Consider the following 12,442-nt stretch of genomic DNA (forward strand, 5'->3'; position numbering starts at 1 on the left):
GGCTCCGCCTCAGTCGTCATTCCCGCCGGCCGAAGCCGCGGGATTGAAAGTGGTAAGGGTCGTCGCGCCGCCGAGCGGCTCCGACGACAGGCGGCCATTCTGCGGGCCGGGCTTTGGCGTCTCGCCGCGCTTCAGCGCTTCGAGGATGCGGCCGGTGCTCTCTTCATCGAGGTCTTCGAAGAAGTCGTCGTTATACTGCAGCATCGGCGCGTTCACGCAGGCGCCGAGGCACTCCACCTCGATCACGGTGAACTTGCCATCGGCCGAAGTCTCGCCCGGATTGAGGCCGAGATGCTTCTTGCAGGCGCTCAGCACCTTATCCGAACCGGCGAGCCAGCACGGCGTCGTCGTGCAGACCTGCACGAAATGCGTGCCGACCGGGGCCAGGTTGTACATCGTGTAGAAGCTGGCGACTTCCAGCACCTTGATCACCGGCACATCGAGCATTTCGGCGATATAGCGGATCGCAGCCTGCGGCACCCAGTTGTCGTGCTGGCGCTGCGCGATATCCAGCAGCGGCATCACCGCGCTGCGCTGGCGGCCGGCCGGATACTTGGCGATATGCGTCTTGGCCAGCGCCAGATTCTCCGCCGTGAAGGCGAAGCTGGCCGGCTGCATCTCGGGCGGTGCGATATGTACGCCGCTCATCGATCGATCTCCCCGAACACAATATCCATGTTGCCGACGATGGAGACGGCGTCGGCCAGCATGTAACCCTTCGACATGAAATCGGTCGCCTGCAGATGCGGGAAGCCCGGCGCGCGGATGCGGCAGCGATACGGCTTGTTCGAGCCGTCCGACACCAGATACACGCCGAACTCGCCCTTCGGCGCCTCGACGGCGGCATAAGCCTCGCCTTCCGGCACGCGATAGCCTTCGGTGTAGAGCTTGAAGTGATGGATCAGCGCTTCCATCGACTTCTTCATCTCGCCGCGCTTGGGCGGCACGATCTTGCGGTCGTCCGACGCGATAGGTCCGGTCGGCATGGCGGCAATCACCTGCTCGACGATCTTCGCGCTCTGGCGCATCTCTTCGATGCGGCAGAGATAGCGGTCGAAGCAGTCGCCGTTCTTGCCCACCGGCAGATCGAAATCATACTTCTCGTAGCCATCGTAAGGCTGCGACTTGCGCAGATCCCAGGCAACGCCCGAGCCGCGCAGCATCACGCCCGAGAAAGCCCAGTCGATCGCATCCTTGGCGCTGATCACGCCGATATCGACGTTGCGCTGGCGATAGATACGGTTCTCGGTCAGCAGGCCTTCGATATCCTCGATCACCTTCAGCATGCGCGGCAGGTAATTGACGATGTCTTCTTCCATGCCCTTGGGCATGTCCTGGTGCACGCCGCCGGGACGGAAATAGGCCGCGTGCATGCGAGCGCCGGAAACGCGCTCGTAGAATTCCATCAGCTTCTCGCGTTCCTCGAAGCCCCACAGCGCCGGCGTCATGGCGCCGCAATCAAGCGCGTGAGTCGTCACATTCAGCAGGTGATTGAGCAGGCGACCGATCTCGGCGAAGAGCACGCGGATCGCCTGGCCGCGCGCCGGCACTTCCAGACCGAGCAGCTTTTCGGTGGCCAGAGCAAAGGCATGTTCCTGATTCATCGGCGCGACGTAATCGAGGCGGTCGAAATACGGCACCGCCTGCAGATAGGTCTTGTGCTCAATCAGCTTCTCGGTGCCGCGATGCAGCAGTCCGATATGCGGATCGCAACGCTCGACGATCTCACCATCGAGTTCCATGACGAGGCGCAGCACGCCATGGGCCGCGGGATGCTGCGGCCCGAAGTTGACCATGTAGTTGGCAATGGAGACTTCGGCCATGTTACTTCTGCCCCTCGGCCTTTTCGTCGCCCGGCAGCACGTATTTCGCGCCTTCCCACGGGCTCATGAAATCGAAGCGGCGGAATTCCTGCTGCAGCTGCACCGGCTCGTAGACCACGCGCTTCTGCGACTCGTCGTAACGCACTTCGATGTAACCGGTAAGCGGGAAATCCTTGCGCAGCGGATGCCCTTCGAAACCGTAATCCGACAGGATACGGCGCAGGTCCGGATGGCCGGAGAACATCACGCCATACATGTCCCAGGTCTCGCGCTCGAACCAGTTGGCGGCGGAATAGACGCTGATGGCGGACGGCACCGGAGTCTCTTCGTCGGTCTCGACCTTGATGCGCACGCGCTGGTTCAGCTTCAGGCTCAGCAGGTGATAGACGACATCGAAACGCTTCGCGCGCTCCGGCCAGTCGAGGCCGGTGATATCGATCAGTTCGGCGAATTGGCAGTTGCCGTCATCGCGCAGGAAGCTCAGCACCTTCACGATGCGCTCGGCCGGCACGCGGATGGTCAGTTCGCCCAGCGCAATCTTCGCATCCAGCAGATCGGCGCCAAGGCCGGCGGCCAGATGGTCGGCCAGGTCGCGCAGTCCCTGTTCCTGTTCGCGCAAGATCGCCTTGCTGTCGGTCATGTCCGGTTCCTCAGCGGGCAATCGTGCCGGTGCGCCGGATCTTCTTCTGCAATTGCAGAAGGCCGTAGACCAGCGCTTCGGCGGTCGGCGGGCAGCCGGGGATATAGATATCGACCGGCACGATACGGTCGCAACCGCGCACCACCGAATAGGAATAGTGATAGTAGCCGCCGCCATTGGCGCAGCTGCCCATTGAGATCACGTAGCGCGGCTCGGCCATCTGGTCGTAGAGCTTGCGCAGGGCCGGCGCCATCTTGTTGGTCAGCGTGCCGGCGACGATCATCACGTCGGACTGGCGGGGCGAGGCGCGCGGCATCGAGCCGAAGCGGTCGAGATCGTAACGCGCCATATAGGCGTGGATCATTTCGACGCCGCAGCAGGCCAGACCGAAGGTCATCGGCCAGAGCGAACCGGTACGGGCCCAGTTGGCCAGCTTGTCGAGCGAGGAAATCACCACGCCCTTGTCGGCCAGCTCGTCGGAAATATCCTTGAAGAAGGCGTCCTGGTCGGAACCGAGCGTGGCGCCGGTACCGGTCTGGGAGGAATTCTGCTGGGTCGTCTGCATGGCGTTGCTCATTCCCACTCCAGCGCCCCCTTCTTCCATTCGTAGATGAAGCCAATGGTGAGGATCGCGAGGAAGATCATCATCGACCAGAAGCCGTAGACACCGATCTCGCCGAGCGTGATCGCCCAGGGGAACAGGAAGGCCACTTCAAGGTCGAAGATGATGAACAGGATGGCGACGAGGTAGAAGCGCACGTCGAACTGCTTGCGGGAATCGCCGAAGGGCTCGAAGCCGCACTCGTAGGTGGAATTCTTCTCGGGGTCTGGTGCACGCTTGGCCGCCACGAAGGGCAGCAGGGCCAGAACCACGGCCAGCACGATGGCCAGACCAAGGAAAAGCAGGATCGGCAGATATTCCCGCAGCAGGGCGTCCACGGTCATTCCCCTCCGAAAAAAACGTTCTGCCCGGGCCGGTCCCACCCGCCCGAGTTCCGGGCTGTTCTAGCCGGTTCCGTCCGGCCTCGCAACACGCACCCCGATGCGAAAAAAAGCCGCAAGTCACAGCGGGAAAAACGCTTTTCTGCCTTTTGAGAGTCGCTCGCAACAGTCCTGCAGTGCGACTCGATCTGTATATGGAAAAGCTATTTCCGAACCTCTGCAGGCCCGGTTACGGATCGGATTTTGAGGAAGGGTTGCCGGCGGGGAAATGGCGAGAGTGACGGGACTTGAACCCGCGACCTCCGGCGTGACAGGCCGGCGCTCTAACCAACTGAGCTACACCCCCGCGGCGGCAGGCGGTTTACCCTTGGCTACCCCCGATGTCAAGCAGGCGCGACCGATATTCCGGCCGCGCCTGCAAAGACTTGTGAGAAGCACTCTGAGGCCTTGTCAGGCCAGCGCGAGGTGGCTGGCATCCTCCAGAGCCGGCACGATCTTTTCTCCGGCCTGGCGGGCCTTGCGCTGCACTGCCGACTGCAGCTTGCGGAAGGCCTTGGTCTCGATCTGGCGCACGCGTTCCTTGGTCACGCCAAGCTTGCCGCCCAGCTCTTCCAACGTCGCCTTGTCCTCGTTCAGCATGCGCTCGGTGATGATCATCTGCTCGCGCGGGCTGAGTTCCTGCAGCGATTCCGTCAGCCAGACGTGGCGCTGGCCGCCATCCATCTTGGTGGTGACGATTTCCTCGGGATTCGGGCCCGGATCGACCAGGAAATCCTGGAAAGCGTCGCCGCCCTCCTCGCCGCCCACGGTCTCGTTCAGCGAGTGATCGCGCGCAGACAGGCGCTGCGCCATGTTGGTCACATCGTTGGGCGAAACCTTGAGCGCCGTGGCGATTTCGTCTCGTGTGGCGTTGTCCAGCGTCAGCGTGCCGCCGCCGGCCCGCTCCAGCTTGGCGCGCAGCCAGCGCAGGTTGAAGAACAGCGCCTTCTGGCCGGCCGAGGTGCCCGAACGCACGATCGACCAGTTACGCAGCACGTATTCCTGAATCGAGGACCGGATCCACCATGAGGCATAGGTGGAAAACCGCACGCCACGCTCGGGATCGAAGCGGTTTACCGCCAGCATCAGGCCGATATTGCCTTCCTGGATCAGGTCGGGCATCGGCAGGCCGTAATTACGGAAACGGGTCGAGGTGGCGACCACCAGGCGCAGATAGGCGGTCACCAGCTTCTGCATCGCCTTTTGATCTCCATCAAGGCGCCAGGCGCGGGCATAACTTAACTCTTCCTGCTCCGTCAGCATGGCCTTGGTCATGACGGTGGACAGGTAGCGCCGGTCGGCGCTGTCGAGAGTCCGGGGGGCGGATGCGATGGCCATTATATGTCCTCCATCGACTTTCGCCCTTGCCTGCACTAGGTTGCTTGAACTGGAGCCGCGTACAGGGTTGGGCGAAGTGGTTAGTTGGTATCGGGTCGATACAAATTACGATACGCCCGCCAATGTTCCTCCAGCAAGCGGTATTAGCGAGTCGAAACCAAACTGTGATGCCGATCACCGACCTTAGCCATGCCGTGACCGACGGCCCCGTCAGCGGGACTGTGCCGGGCGAAAAAAATGCGATAGCTCAACGGGTTATCGTTTTGCTCGACCGTCTGGGCCGGCTCACCCGGGAATTGCAGTTCGCCGACGGCCTGAACCCGGCCCAGTGGGAAGCCCTGCGCTTCCTGGCCCAGGCCAACAGGTATTCCCGCTCCCCCACAGCGCTGGCCGACTATCTCGGCGCCACCAAAGGGACCGTTTCCCAGACGCTGATCGCCCTCGAATCCAAAGGGCTGATCACGCGCTGCAAGAAGACCGAGGACCGCCGCCAGGTCGACCTCTGCCTCACCGAGGCCGGTCAGGCCATGCTGGCCAAGGACCCGATGCAGACCCTGGAACAGGCGACACTTGAGATCGCCGACGAACTCGGCGCGGAAATGGTCAAGGGCCTGTCGCGCCTGCTGCACGATCTGCAGACCCGCAACCAGATCAACGAATTCGGCGTCTGCCAGGATTGTTCGCTGTTCTGCGTGAACAGTCAGGCCGCGCTGGTGGATATGAATGCCAAGGTCGGTGTCGGTACCTGCGGCAATACCGGCGAGACCGTCGACGCGGCCGAGAAGACCAAGATCTGCGTCAACTACAAGACCGCCAACTGATCCTCGCCTTCCCTCTGCCATTGTTGACGCTACGTCATGCCACGGTGCTCCACCAAGATGGTTGCGCCCTGCCGGGCTGCGACCTAGCGTTCATCGACACATTCTCTTTTGCAGATTCCGGGAAAGCCGACCAATGAAGTTCACGGGTACCGAGTCCTATGTCGCCACCAACGATCTGAAGGTGGCGGTGAATGCCGCAATCACGCTCGAGCGGCCACTGCTGGTGAAGGGCGAGCCGGGCACCGGCAAGACCGTGCTGGCCATCGAGATCGCCAGGGCGCTGAACGCCCCGCTCCTCACCTGGCACGTGAAATCGACCACCAAGGCACAGCAGGGCCTGTACGAATACGATGCGGTCTCGCGTCTGCGCGACAGCCAGCTTGGCGACGAGCGCGTGAAGGATATCCGCAACTACATCAAGAAGGGCAAGCTGTGGGATGCCTTCACGGCACCGCAGCGCCCTGTCCTGCTGATCGACGAGATCGACAAGGCCGATATCGAGTTTCCGAACGACCTGTTGCTCGAACTCGACCGCATGGAGTTCTACGTCTACGAGACGAACGAGACGATCAAGGCCAGCCAGCGCCCGATCATTATCATCACCTCGAATAATGAAAAGGAACTGCCGGACGCCTTCCTGCGCCGCTGCTTCTTCCACTACATCCGCTTCCCCGAGCGCGAGACGATGGAAGAGATCATCGAAGTGCATTATCCGGGCGTGCAGAAGAATCTGGTGCGCGACGCGCTGAATGTCTTCTACGATATCCGCGAAACGCCGGGCCTGAAGAAGAAGCCCTCGACCTCCGAACTGCTCGACTGGCTCAAGCTGCTGATGGCGGAAGACCTGCCGGCCGATGCGCTGCGCACCAAGGACCAGGGCAAGCTGATCCCGCCGCTGGCCGGCGCGCTGCTGAAGAACGAGCAGGATGTGCATCTGTTCGAGCGGCTCGCGTTTATCGCGCGCCGCGAGCGGAACTAGGGCTTAAGGGGCCCGCCCGGGAGACTTGGCATGTTCATCAACTTCTTCCTCGAACTGCGCAAGGCGAAAGTCCCTGCCACTTTGCGGGAATACCTCACGCTGATCGAGGCGATGGACAAGAACGTGGCCGAGTACCGCGTCGAGGATTTCTATTATCTGTCGCGCACCGCCCTGGTGAAGGACGAACGCAACCTCGATAAGTTCGACCGCGTCTTCGGCCAGTGTTTCAACGGGCTTCAGTTCGTCGGCGCTGGCGCCGAGATCACCGCCGAGATTCCTGAGGAATGGCTGCGCAAGCTGGCCGAAAAAACTCTCACACCTGAAGAAATGGCGCAGATCGAAGCACTCGGGGGCTGGGACAAACTGATGGAGACGCTGAAACAGCGGCTCGAAGAACAGAAAGGCCGGCATCAGGGCGGCAACAAGTGGATCGGCACGGCAGGCACCTCACCTTTCGGCGCTTATGGCTATAATCCCGAAGGCGTGCGCATCGGCCAGGACAAGTCGCGCAACCGCCGTGCCGTGAAGGTGTGGGACAAGCGCGAATACAAGAATCTGGACGACAGCGTCGAACTCGGCACCCGCAACATCAAGGTAGCGATGCGGCGCCTGCGTAAATTCGCCCGCGATGGCGCCGATATGGAGCTCGACCTGCCCGACACCATCAAGTCGACAGCGGCCAATGCCGGCTATCTCGACATCAAGATGGTGCCCGAGCGGCACAACAAGGTGAAGGTGCTGCTGCTGTTCGATATCGGCGGCTCGATGGACGACCATATCCGCGTCACCGAGGAACTGTTCTCGGCCGCGCGCGCCGAATTCAAGCATATGGAGTTCTTCTACTTCCACAACTGCGTCTACGAGAAACTGTGGAAGGACAACCGCCGCCGGCACAGCGAGTTCGTGCCGACCTTCGAGATGCTGCGCACCTATCAGCATGACTACAAGCTGGTCTTCGTCGGTGACGCCACGATGAGCCCGTATGAGATCGTGCAGCCGGGTGGCAGCGTGGAACACTGGAACGAGGAAGCCGGCGCGACCTGGATGCAGCGCCTGCTGGAGACCTATCCGAAGGCGATCTGGCTCAATCCGGTGCAAGAGAAGTACTGGGACTTCACGCCCAGCGTCGGCGTGATCCGCCAGCTCATGAACAACCGCATGTTCCCGCTCACCCTGGACGGGCTGGAGCGCGGGATGAAAGAGCTGAACCGTTGAATCCCGCGCGGCGCTGGTGCGGACCACTGGCGCCTGCCATGGTCTATAGCTGGCGCTCCAATCCCGATGTCCCCTCTTTTCCCGATCATCATCCCGTTATTGTCTTCGATGGCGTCTGCGTCTTCTGCTCGGCCTTTGTACGCTGGGTGATCGAGCGGGATACAAAACAACAGTTTCTGTTCGCTTCAGCGCAATCCACGCTTGGCCAGGGCGTATATCGCCACCTTGGCCTGCCCACCGATGAATTCGAAACGAATCTGCTGATTGCCGATGGCTTCGCCTATGGAAAATCCGAGGCTTTCTTCCGGATCGTCTCTCGTCTAGGGCCGCCATGGTCATGGCTGCCCGCTGGCCGCATCGTTCCGGCAGCGTTACGGGATTGGCTATATGACCGCATTGCACGTAACCGCTATCGTCTGTTCGGTCGTACCGATGCCTGCATGATACCGGCACCGGAGTTGACCAGACGCTTTCTCACCTGAGCAAATGCACGAGATTCTCATCATTGGGGGCTACGGCGTATTCGGCAGCCGCATCGCCCGCCTGCTCAGCCAGTCGGCGGATTTCAAACTGCTGATCGCCGGCCGGTCGCTGGAAAAAGCCGAAGCCTTCTGCCGCGAGCTGGCTCATCCGATGGCTCAGCCTGTGGTGCTGGACCGTAATCTGGATATGGCGACGACACTGCGGCAATTGCGACCGTGGCTCGTGATCGATGCGACAGGGCCGTTTCAGGGCATGACAGACGACGACTATCGCGTCGCTTCCGCCTGCATTCACGCCGGCACCCATTATCTCGACATTGCCGATGCCCGCAGCTTTGTTGAAGGTTTCAGCAAACTCGACGATCTCGCAAAACAACATCGCGTTGTCGCCATCACCGGCGCCAGCAGTGTTCCCGCTTTGACATCAGCCATTGTGGCGCATCTAGGCCGCGATCTGGCACCAATCCACGACATCGAAATCGCGCTCAGCGCCAGCAATCGGGCAACGGTCGGCACCAATGTCATTCGCGCCATTCTCAGCTATGTCGGCAAGCCGATTCCACTCTGGCAACAAGCGGCGGAAACCGCCGGCTATGGCTGGCAGTCGCTGCAGCGCCGCGATTTCCACGTCACCGGCCGACCATCGATCCGCAATCGCCTTGTCGGTTTGTGCGACGTGCCCGACCTTCGCCTGCTGCCACAGCATTTCCGCAATTGCCGTAGCGTGGTCTTTCGCGCCGGTGCTGAAATGACCATGCAGAATCTGCTGCTGTGGTTGCTGTCCTGGCCCGTCCGCTGGGGTTGGATCGGCAGTCTGGCGCCGCTGGCCGACGTTTTTGGCACATTGCAGCGCCATATGGGCTTTCTCGGAAGCGACCGTTCCGCTTTCGACGTCCGCGTGGCCGGCCGCGCGCAGGATGGCATGATTGAGCGCCGCTACAGCCTGATTGCCGATGGCGGGGACGGCCCGTGGATTCCTTGCCTCGCCGCAGCGTTGCTGTCGCGCCATCTGGCAAAGCAGGACGATGCCGGCGAAGCCCTGTCCTTTGGTGCCTACCCTGCTATCGACGTCCTGCCCCTTGCAGATTTCGAGCAGGCCTTCGGCGCATTCCAGATCGCGACCGAGCAGACCGAACGACGCGTCGCACCGCTCTATGCCGGTATCCTGCAATCGGGCTGGGACCGCCTGCCGGCAGCGATCCGCGATATCCACGATACGAACCGCCATTGTGCGGCGGAAGGCCGTGCCACCGTCACGCGCGGTAACAGCTTGATCGCGAAGATCGCCCATACGATTTTCGGCTTCCCGGCTGCCGGTGATGACATTCCTGTTCGCGTCGACTTTCTACCTGAGGGCCATCAGGAAACTTGGCAGCGCCGTTTCGGTGCGCACCGGTTTTCCAGTTGCCTTTCCGCGGGTACCGGCACGGGTGATCTGAGCGAACGCTTCGGCGCCCTGGCTTTCGATTTCGCGCTATTGGCTATACAGAACCGCCTGGAAATGCATTTCCGCGGCTGGCGTCTGTGGGGCATGCCGCTGCCCCGTTTGCTGGCGCCGAATATCCATGCCGTGGAAACCGCCAAAGAGGGTGTTTTCCATTTCGATGTCGAGATCACTCTGCCCTTCGGGCTACCGCTGCTGCGTTACCGCGGGACTATGACGCCGAAGGCTTAACCCACTTCCACCTGATCGAGCGCCATCGGCGCTTCGGCGACGCTGCCGCGCGGCGGCGCCGGATCGACGGTGAAGCCGTCGCGCAGCAGGAAACGGCTCTGCATCGTCTGCACGGCATAGTCCATGTTGGGCGCCGGCACTTCGTAGAAGCGGCCCTCGATCCACTTATGCGCCGGATGACTGAACGAACCGGCGGTGGCGCCGAGATCGGAATTGCGCACCACCACGCGCCAGGTGCGGTAGCGGCGGTCGACCACATCGACGATGGTGGAAGTATAGCCGAATGGCAGGTCGGTACCCTTGTGCCGCGCGGTGAGCGAGTCCAGATCCTGCTCGGCGCGCACCACCTGGTTTTTCAGGTCGGCGATGCTTTCCTGCAGGGTCTGCACCGCCTGCTCGGCATCCTTCACCTGCCGCTCGTAGTCTTCCTTCACGGCGGTGATTTCCTCGGCCTTCAGCCGCACCCGCGTCCAGGCCGCATGGCTGCGCTCGCCCAGCAGGATGATGATCATCACCGCGATGCCGATATTGGCGCCGGCGGCAAGCACGCCGATGAACTGGGTCATCGAGAAATCAAGCATCGCCGAGCCTGATCTTGCCGTTGAAGGGACGGATCAGCATCACTTCCGACAGCGCGCCGAAAATCTTCTTGCTGCGCAGCCGTACCGCCTGCTCGTCGTCAAAGCCCCACATCACCACGCGCGCAGTGCGCCGGCCGGGGAAGGCTGAAGTAGCGGAGCCCGGACCGCTGAACATCTCATGCATCTCGGGGCCGATCAGCTTCACATACCATCCGGTATCGTGCGGCTTGGGCAAGCCGACTTCGTAGATCACCATGTTGCGTGCGTCGCTGAACTCGACCTCGCGCGCCATCATCGCGCCATAGGCATTCTGCTTCTCGGCCAGCCGCAGTTCGAGCCCGGCCTTGTCTTCCTGCAGCTTGTCGTAATCGACGCGGATATCGCCAAGCCGGGCGCGGAGCTGATCGGTTTCGCCGACCAGGGTGTCAAGCTGGAAACGACCGCGGGCATAGTTGAACACATAGCGCTCCAGGCTGTTCGCACCGAGCGAGACGGCGAAGAACATCATGAGCGACGGCAGTAGTGCAGAAACGATGTCGACGGCATCCATGCCGGCGGCCTTTCAGCTATTGCCCCAGAAATACCCCCAAGGGGGTGTTTTTCCTCCGGGTACTGTCAGCCAAAGGCGGGCTCAAATCAATCCACGTTTTGCCGCGGAGGGCACGGTTTGCCGGGCGAATCGCCCCGAATCCATTGGCGAATCCGTCAGTTAGGCCGGTGGGGCCGATGGCTCGGGCACCGCCTCGCCCACGTTAACCACCACGAAGCCACGATGGCGCGGCAGCAGGCGGTCCATCACCGAACGCGCTTCGGCCTGGTTCTCGGCAGCGACGACATAAAGCCGACCCTGCCCCCATTGCCCGGCCGGCTGGATCTCGGGCAGGTCGGGGCCGAGCGCGGCATGGCGCGCGGCGAACCGCCAGGAGCGCGCATACATGTCGCGGCTTTCCATTGGCACGGCGGTGTAGCCGAAAGGATATTCAGTGGAGTCGAGCTGGCGCTTCAGCGCGTCGCATTCCGCCGCGGTCTCGGCGAGCTGGCGCCGCACAGCGGTGATCGCCGGCTTCTGTTCGGCAACGGCGCGCTCGACCTGTTCCAGCCGCATGGCGAGTTCATGCTGCCCCTGACGACGCATCGTCTTCTCTGTTTCGGCGCGGCGATACCCGAGCCGCGCACGATCGACCACGATGACGAGCGCCAGGCCGAACAGGATCAGCGCGATCAGCGCCGACAGCACAGTGAGCAGATTGTCCATCTTCTCAGGCCTCGTGCCAGAACAGCTTGCCGTCGAACGGCCGCTGATCGATCACGCGCGCACCGTCGCCGCCGAAGTTGAGCGCCACCGCCTGTGCGGCATCGTAAGTCGCGGCCCAGACCACCAGCCGCACACGGCGGCGCCCGCCCATTGCGGTGGGCACCGATGCAAGTCCTGCAAACGGCATCACCGCTGTCGGTCCTTCGATGCGGAAATAAAAGCCCGGCACACCCGGTGCGGGATAGCCGGCTTCGGCCACCATGTTGTTCTGGCGGTCGGCGAGACGGCGCTCCTGGTCCTGCAGGCTGGCGCGTTCCTTGATCTGGCTGGCGAGTTCATCGTCGAGCCGCGCCTTGTCGTCGCGCAGGCTGGCGAGTTCGCTGCGTTTGCGGCTGTAGTCGCTCTGCAGCTGCGCCTGCTGCGTCGCCTCGCCCGCTCCGAGACCGCTGGCATTGAGCTGGTAGACGGCGACTTCGATATAACCGGCCAGCCCGCCGGCGGCGAGCAGCACCAGCATCGCCGGCACCACGAGAAGCAATACCGTTTCGCCATCCATGACGTCACATTCCTCTGATCGCGCGCAGTCTGCTGGACCTGCAGACGCCCCACCATAGCACCGCGGGGCGAACGTGATCCGGCAAACAAAAAGGCC

Annotated in this window: 15 protein-coding genes and 1 tRNA gene; 5 read left to right on the forward strand and 11 right to left on the reverse strand. The window is 62.2% G+C overall.

Annotated features, from left to right (window positions below; all coding sequences use genetic code 11):
• Nucleotides 1-9 precede the first annotated feature (9 nt).
• From nuoE to CTR53_RS17325, 7 genes are all read right to left on the reverse strand, one after another.
• Nucleotides 10-648, reverse strand: a complete 639-nt coding sequence (gene nuoE / locus CTR53_RS17295; RefSeq protein WP_290816324.1) for an NADH-quinone oxidoreductase subunit NuoE — start codon at nucleotides 646-648, stop codon at nucleotides 10-12.
• Nucleotides 645-1,823 (reverse strand): NADH-quinone oxidoreductase subunit D, encoded by a 1,179-nt coding sequence (locus tag CTR53_RS17300; protein ID WP_290816327.1) that lies wholly within the window; start codon nucleotides 1,821-1,823, stop codon nucleotides 645-647. Before CTR53_RS17300 ends, nuoE begins: the two co-directional genes overlap by 4 nt.
• Nucleotide 1,824: 1 nt before the next feature.
• Nucleotides 1,825-2,463: an NADH-quinone oxidoreductase subunit C gene (locus CTR53_RS17305; RefSeq protein ID WP_290816330.1), complete on the reverse strand. Its 639-nt coding sequence runs from the start codon at nucleotides 2,461-2,463 to the stop codon at nucleotides 1,825-1,827.
• A 10-nt stretch (nucleotides 2,464-2,473) separates the two neighbouring features.
• A complete protein-coding gene (locus CTR53_RS17310; protein ID WP_290816595.1) occupies nucleotides 2,474-3,028 on the reverse strand; it encodes an NADH-quinone oxidoreductase subunit B family protein in 555 nt (184 codons plus the stop codon).
• Between the two features lie 8 nt (nucleotides 3,029-3,036).
• On the reverse strand, nucleotides 3,037-3,402 hold the full coding sequence (locus CTR53_RS17315; protein ID WP_290816598.1) for an NADH-quinone oxidoreductase subunit A: 366 nt from the start codon (nucleotides 3,400-3,402) through the stop codon (nucleotides 3,037-3,039).
• A 272-nt stretch (nucleotides 3,403-3,674) separates the two neighbouring features.
• Nucleotides 3,675-3,751, reverse strand: a tRNA-Asp gene (locus CTR53_RS17320).
• Between the two features lie 104 nt (nucleotides 3,752-3,855).
• On the reverse strand, nucleotides 3,856-4,782 hold the full coding sequence (locus tag CTR53_RS17325) for an RNA polymerase factor sigma-32 (protein ID WP_290816334.1): 927 nt from the start codon (nucleotides 4,780-4,782) through the stop codon (nucleotides 3,856-3,858).
• A 122-nt stretch (nucleotides 4,783-4,904) separates the two neighbouring features.
• On the opposite strand from CTR53_RS17325, the gene CTR53_RS17330 reads away from it, so the two are divergent.
• The 5 genes from CTR53_RS17330 (at nucleotide 4,905) to CTR53_RS17350 (ending at nucleotide 9,954) form a co-directional block, all read left to right on the forward strand.
• Complete coding sequence (locus CTR53_RS17330) at nucleotides 4,905-5,603, forward strand: MarR family transcriptional regulator (protein WP_290816337.1); 699 nt, start codon at nucleotides 4,905-4,907, stop codon at nucleotides 5,601-5,603.
• Between the two features lie 133 nt (nucleotides 5,604-5,736).
• Nucleotides 5,737-6,582, forward strand: a complete 846-nt coding sequence (locus CTR53_RS17335; RefSeq protein WP_290816339.1) for a MoxR family ATPase — start codon at nucleotides 5,737-5,739, stop codon at nucleotides 6,580-6,582.
• 30 nt (nucleotides 6,583-6,612) lie between these two features.
• On the forward strand, nucleotides 6,613-7,797 hold the full coding sequence (locus tag CTR53_RS17340) for a VWA domain-containing protein (protein ID WP_290816342.1): 1,185 nt from the start codon (nucleotides 6,613-6,615) through the stop codon (nucleotides 7,795-7,797).
• Between the two features lie 38 nt (nucleotides 7,798-7,835).
• On the forward strand, nucleotides 7,836-8,279 hold the full coding sequence (locus tag CTR53_RS17345; protein ID WP_290816345.1) for a thiol-disulfide oxidoreductase DCC family protein: 444 nt from the start codon (nucleotides 7,836-7,838) through the stop codon (nucleotides 8,277-8,279).
• Between the two features lie 4 nt (nucleotides 8,280-8,283).
• The gene (locus tag CTR53_RS17350; protein WP_290816348.1) at nucleotides 8,284-9,954 is read left to right on the forward strand and encodes an SDR family oxidoreductase; all 1,671 of its coding nucleotides are present in this window, start codon (nucleotides 8,284-8,286) and stop codon (nucleotides 9,952-9,954) included.
• Here CTR53_RS17350 and CTR53_RS17355 read toward each other — a convergent pair.
• The 4 genes from CTR53_RS17355 to CTR53_RS17370 all read right to left on the reverse strand — a co-directional run bounded on the left by CTR53_RS17355 (nucleotide 9,951) and on the right by CTR53_RS17370 (nucleotide 12,346).
• On the reverse strand, nucleotides 9,951-10,520 hold the full coding sequence (locus CTR53_RS17355) for a hypothetical protein (protein ID WP_290816351.1): 570 nt from the start codon (nucleotides 10,518-10,520) through the stop codon (nucleotides 9,951-9,953). The genes CTR53_RS17350 and CTR53_RS17355 overlap by 4 nt on opposite strands.
• A gap of 7 nt (nucleotides 10,521-10,527) precedes the next feature.
• Nucleotides 10,528-11,085 (reverse strand): hypothetical protein, encoded by a 558-nt coding sequence (locus CTR53_RS17360; protein WP_290816354.1) that lies wholly within the window; start codon nucleotides 11,083-11,085, stop codon nucleotides 10,528-10,530.
• A 159-nt stretch (nucleotides 11,086-11,244) separates the two neighbouring features.
• Nucleotides 11,245-11,790, reverse strand: coding sequence for a hypothetical protein (locus tag CTR53_RS17365; protein WP_290816359.1), 546 nt, complete (start codon nucleotides 11,788-11,790; stop codon nucleotides 11,245-11,247).
• A 4-nt stretch (nucleotides 11,791-11,794) separates the two neighbouring features.
• Nucleotides 11,795-12,346: a hypothetical protein gene (locus CTR53_RS17370; protein WP_290816362.1), complete on the reverse strand. Its 552-nt coding sequence runs from the start codon at nucleotides 12,344-12,346 to the stop codon at nucleotides 11,795-11,797.
• Nucleotides 12,347-12,442 lie beyond the last annotated feature (96 nt).

Source organism: Ferrovibrio sp. (assembly GCF_002796975.1).
Lineage (GTDB): Bacteria > Pseudomonadota > Alphaproteobacteria > Ferrovibrionales > Ferrovibrionaceae > Ferrovibrio.

Excerpts from the sequence above, each read along its gene's own strand:
- CTR53_RS17370 (WP_290816362.1), bottom strand. The coding sequence starts at position 12,346 with ATGGATGGCGAAACGGTATTGCTTCTCGTGGTGCCGGCGATGCTGGTG.
- CTR53_RS17355 (WP_290816351.1), bottom strand. The coding sequence starts at position 10,520 with ATGACCCAGTTCATCGGCGTGCTTGCCGCCGGCGCCAATATCGGCATC.
- CTR53_RS17310 (WP_290816595.1), bottom strand. The coding sequence starts at position 3,028 with ATGCAGACGACCCAGCAGAATTCCTCCCAGACCGGTACCGGCGCCACG.
- CTR53_RS17345 (WP_290816345.1), top strand. The coding sequence starts at position 7,836 with ATGGTCTATAGCTGGCGCTCCAATCCCGATGTCCCCTCTTTTCCCGAT.
- CTR53_RS17300 (WP_290816327.1), bottom strand. The coding sequence starts at position 1,823 with ATGGCCGAAGTCTCCATTGCCAACTACATGGTCAACTTCGGGCCGCAG.
- CTR53_RS17305 (WP_290816330.1), bottom strand. The coding sequence starts at position 2,463 with ATGACCGACAGCAAGGCGATCTTGCGCGAACAGGAACAGGGACTGCGC.
- CTR53_RS17350 (WP_290816348.1), top strand. The coding sequence starts at position 8,284 with ATGCACGAGATTCTCATCATTGGGGGCTACGGCGTATTCGGCAGCCGC.
- nuoE (WP_290816324.1), bottom strand. The coding sequence starts at position 648 with ATGAGCGGCGTACATATCGCACCGCCCGAGATGCAGCCGGCCAGCTTC.
- CTR53_RS17325 (WP_290816334.1), bottom strand. The coding sequence starts at position 4,782 with ATGGCCATCGCATCCGCCCCCCGGACTCTCGACAGCGCCGACCGGCGC.
- CTR53_RS17340 (WP_290816342.1), top strand. The coding sequence starts at position 6,613 with ATGTTCATCAACTTCTTCCTCGAACTGCGCAAGGCGAAAGTCCCTGCC.
- CTR53_RS17360 (WP_290816354.1), bottom strand. The coding sequence starts at position 11,085 with ATGGATGCCGTCGACATCGTTTCTGCACTACTGCCGTCGCTCATGATG.
- CTR53_RS17365 (WP_290816359.1), bottom strand. The coding sequence starts at position 11,790 with ATGGACAATCTGCTCACTGTGCTGTCGGCGCTGATCGCGCTGATCCTG.
- CTR53_RS17330 (WP_290816337.1), top strand. The coding sequence starts at position 4,905 with ATGTTCCTCCAGCAAGCGGTATTAGCGAGTCGAAACCAAACTGTGATG.
- CTR53_RS17335 (WP_290816339.1), top strand. The coding sequence starts at position 5,737 with ATGAAGTTCACGGGTACCGAGTCCTATGTCGCCACCAACGATCTGAAG.